This is a genomic window from Gemmiger formicilis, from assembly GCF_016901605.1.
GTDB lineage: Bacteria > Bacillota > Clostridia > Oscillospirales > Ruminococcaceae > Gemmiger > Gemmiger formicilis_B.
In genome coordinates this window covers 1-3,827 of sequence record NZ_JACJKP010000221.1, presented here as the reverse complement: position 1 = coordinate 3,827, position 3,827 = coordinate 1, and the positions used below count along the sequence as shown (strand labels likewise).

The window sequence follows — 3,827 nt, the reverse complement described above, 5'->3', positions numbered from 1 at the left end:
CAACGGGCAAAAAATGATTTGAAACAAAAAGCGCTCACCTTGTGCCATCTGCACAGGTAAGCGCTTTTTCTCATTTTATGGCAAGCCGATATCTCGCCAGTACACAGGCGCATATTTACATGCCTGCAAACCTTCACGGATGCGGGCAGCCAAATTTCCCCAAAAAGAAAAATCACTCCACCGGGCCGGAATCAGCCATCCTGGCATTGATTCCAACAAAAGCGGCAACAACAAAGCCACCCCCAACGCCAGCAGCAGCCAGACAAAATCACGCCATACTGCGGGCAAGTCCCTGCTCAATCGAAAAAATCCAATCAACAAAAGGCAACCTGTAACCAGCAACGGCCCCCAACAAAACAAAGTACAAAGCCAGACCCATTGGGGACCGTAAAGAATACACCGGGGGGTGGGCAGCCCGGCGGCCGCACCCCAGTTTTCCGTTTCGGTTTTGGGGGCATCCAAAGATATCCCCCGAAGCTCAGCACAGGTCAGATTCTTCTCCGATGGAAAAAGCAATACGCGGTCCACCGATAGAAACACACCGCAAACCGTATAGCTCTTGCCCTGCAAAGTCACTTGCAAGCCGGTCACGTTGTCAGTCCCAAACAAAGTTTCTGCCAGTGCCGTAGAAAGGGCACATTCCTCCCCTACAGTGCCGGGAGCAGTCCCGTAACAATAGTTTACCGGCAAACAGTCCTCCGCATTGCCATAATAGCCGATGCAAAAAACACTTTCTGCCTTATGACCGGTTCCACTTCCCACATCACCGATTTGTTCGCCCCAAAAGCTGGCATATACCTTATCTTCGTTCTGTTCCCCGGCGGTAAAGTCCAGGGCACTTTGCAGCTCGCTCGCCTGCAAGACCCTATCAAAACGAACGCCCGTAGTAGCATACAATCGGCCCTGCTTGCGGCTCCAGCAACACAGCCAGCACTCCAACAACACAAGGGCAAGCACCAATATCCATCTTGCCCAGCGGTGCGGCGCAGGCGGAAGAGCCGGATATTCAAGTGTTATCACGAATTCTCACCTTATCCCCTGCTTGCACGGATTTATCGCTGGACACTACCACCTGCGTATCATAATCCAACGCACCGGAAACTGCCGTTGTGGTATCCCCTTCTTCCAGTACCGTCACAGGCAGCCGTACCAGTACATTTTGCAGTCCCAAGATCGTGTTTTGTTCCTCTGCAGCCAAAACAAAAAAGCCGTCGCCGTCCTGACGAATCGCAGTGGACGGCAAAACAAAGTCCTGCCGACTGCTTTGACTGGTCGCGGATACATTGCAGGCGCCGGCATTCCAGCCGCCTTGCGGTAAGGTGGCTGTAGCCGTTACAGTTCCTTCGGCATCCTCTTCGGAAAGATTTTGCACAGCAGCGTCACCGCTGACTTTGCTTTGACTTACATGTAATACCGTTCCCACGGTGATTTGTTGCGCCTGGTCTTTATCCAACGGGATGGAAAGTGTGTAATCGGCCGCTTCGTCGGCAAGAAGTCCTCCCACCTTGGGGCTGTTCTCGCCCACCTTCAGATTCAGTTGAATAACCGTTCCGTTTTGCGGCGCGGTATACCGTGCTCCCTCTTTCAGCAAAGCCTGTAAAGCATCCAACTCGGCCTGCAATTCTGCCGCATTGGCATCACTCACAGCAGCGGCCGCGCGATTCAATTCGTTCTGATCCGCCACCGATTCTTCTTCCTTCTCCAGGGCATGCAGTGCCGTGTTGCGGCTGTCCTCTACGCTTTGCGCAGCAGACAGCGCCGCATCGTTTGCATCCTCGGCCGCTTTTTCGGCTTGATATAAGGCTTCTTCGGCTGCTTCCAAAGCCGCAGTTGCGGCATCTATGTTGGCCTGCTTTTGTGCTTCGGCTTCAGATTTTGGCAGCGTATCATCCAAAGGAGCATTGCGGGCATTTTCCAGATCCTGCGCAGCTTCGTTTCGCTTCAGCCGCATCCGTTCAACACTTTCCAGCCCTTCTTCGTAGGTTTTTTGTGTTTCCGCATAGGCTCTTTCCAACTGTTCCTGTGCCAGTTGTGCACTGTACGGGTCTGCCGAATCCCCTTCCGCCTGTTGGGCAGCCTGCACTTGTACCTGCTGTAACTCGGCCTGTTTGGATGCCACCGCACGTTTAAGTTCTTCCTCATCAAACGTTGCCAGGGTATCGCCAGCTTTGACGGTCTGCCCCACCTGCACCGGAACCGATGTGACCAGCAACCCGCTTGGCAGTGTGAACGGCGTACCGCCTGTATAGGAGATGGTCCCGTTCATCATAGCATTTCGGCTTACGGTACCGGAAGAAGGCGCCTGCAGTGTAACCACCGGCATAGTCGCCCCCGCTGTACCGCGTGCAATCAGCGTTATGACCAACAGCACCGCAAAAAAGCGCACAATATTGCCAAACCTGTGAAGCTGCTGCGGATCACTTTGCCGAAGCAAAACAGCAACATCTTCTTTCCACTTCATGCGCCTTCATCCTCGATTTCCAGCACCAGAATTTTATCAGCCACAAAGCTTTCCGAGTCTTGCGTCCCGTACAGGTATACCTGTTTGCCCGGCTGTATGGCCGCCGTATCCGCTGCCTGAGGCTCGCCGTGTCCGCCATTATACACATGCATGGTTTCTATGGTGGCATGGGTCCAATCAACGTCTACGGACGCATCTCCGCCCGCTCCTGCGGCGGCAGCACCATCGGAAGATTCTACCTGAACAGGCGTAAGGGTAAATCCATCATCAACAATTTCTTGCACGATCCCTTGCAAGTCGGGATTAGCCAAGGTATCCTGCGGTTCTGCAGACGCTACAGGGATAGAAGTGGCCTCAGGTTTTGATTCCGGTGTCAGTGTTGCAGAAGATTCCACCCCAGAAGATTCGGTTTCTTTGGGTGCACAAGCTGTACAAAGAATGGCAATTCCCGCGCATAGCACAACAGATAGCGTAAACAAAGCGAAGATTCTTTTCATCGTTTATCCTTTCACTGCCCCGGCCAGAATCTCCTGTTCCAGATATTTCTGACCGAAAGAAAAAATCAGAACTGCCGGCAGCAACATCATAAGGCTGGCCGCCATAACAAGGGCTAAATTGTCACCGGCAGCATTGGTTAAATAAAGCGACAACGGCCATCGGGATGGAGTTTTCAAAAATGTCATGGGCTGTTCCAGTCCGTTCCAGGCATCCAGAAAGCCCGTGGTAAGGGCCGCCAGTATTCCCGGCAGCCCTACCGGAATTCCAATGCGAAAAAATTGCTGCCCTGGCGTGGCCCCATCTATAGCAGATGCTTCCAGCAGTTCTTTGGGAACGGCATCAAAGCCGCGCTGCATCAGAAATACCGGAAATGTGCTGAACGCCCCCGGCAGAATCACGGCCCAAACAGTATCCATCAGCCCCAGAGCGTTCAGCGTCAGATAGCTGGGTACTATAGTGACCTGAAAAGGCAGCAACATGACCACAATGTAGAGGGAGCGTATCCCATGCCGTCCGGGAAATTCCATTTTAGAAAGCGCCCAGGCGGCCGGAGCCCCGACAACCAGCTGGCCTGCCACCTGCGGAAAAACCTGGGCACAGGTATTCCAGTAGGTAGTAAAGTATTCCGGCGTGTCCAGCAACAGTTCCAACAAAGGTTGCAGCGTTGGCCAACTGGGCAGCAAAGTCCATTTGACTTGCCCCTGCCCTGTCAAGGCAGGCCCTATTGTGGATTGCAACTCTGCATTGCCTGTCAGCGCACCAGTCAGTAAAAGCCATAGTGGTCCCCACACCAGAAGCGCAAAGGGCAGTAAAAACCATTTTTTCATGTCTTTTGTTATAACTTCCTGAGCAGAAGCGCAATACCCGC

4 protein-coding genes are annotated in these 3,827 nt (G+C 53.1%); all 4 read right to left on the bottom strand.

The annotated features are described in order from the left end of the window. Positions 1–75: 75 nt before the first annotated feature. Positions 76–897, bottom strand: a complete 822-nt coding sequence (locus H6B10_RS13160) for an ABC transporter permease (RefSeq protein ID WP_204652025.1) — start codon at positions 895–897, stop codon at positions 76–78. Positions 898–1,006: 109 nt separating this feature from the next. Further along, positions 1,007–2,461, bottom strand: a complete 1,455-nt coding sequence (locus H6B10_RS13155) for a biotin/lipoyl-binding protein (protein ID WP_204652024.1) — start codon at positions 2,459–2,461, stop codon at positions 1,007–1,009. Beyond that, entirely contained in the window at positions 2,458–2,958 is a 501-nt protein-coding gene (locus H6B10_RS13150) for a hypothetical protein (protein ID WP_204652023.1), read from the bottom strand. The genes H6B10_RS13155 and H6B10_RS13150 overlap by 4 nt, the downstream gene beginning before the upstream one ends. 3 nt (positions 2,959–2,961) lie before the next feature. Further along, the gene (locus H6B10_RS13145; RefSeq protein ID WP_204652022.1) at positions 2,962–3,786 is read right to left on the bottom strand and encodes a carbohydrate ABC transporter permease; all 825 of its coding nucleotides are present in this window, start codon (positions 3,784–3,786) and stop codon (positions 2,962–2,964) included. Positions 3,787–3,827 lie beyond the last annotated feature (41 nt).

Excerpts from the sequence above, each read along its gene's own strand:
- H6B10_RS13155 (WP_204652024.1), bottom strand. The coding sequence starts at position 2,461 with ATGAAGTGGAAAGAAGATGTTGCTGTTTTGCTTCGGCAAAGTGATCCG.
- H6B10_RS13150 (WP_204652023.1), bottom strand. The coding sequence starts at position 2,958 with ATGAAAAGAATCTTCGCTTTGTTTACGCTATCTGTTGTGCTATGCGCG.
- H6B10_RS13145 (WP_204652022.1), bottom strand. The coding sequence starts at position 3,786 with ATGAAAAAATGGTTTTTACTGCCCTTTGCGCTTCTGGTGTGGGGACCA.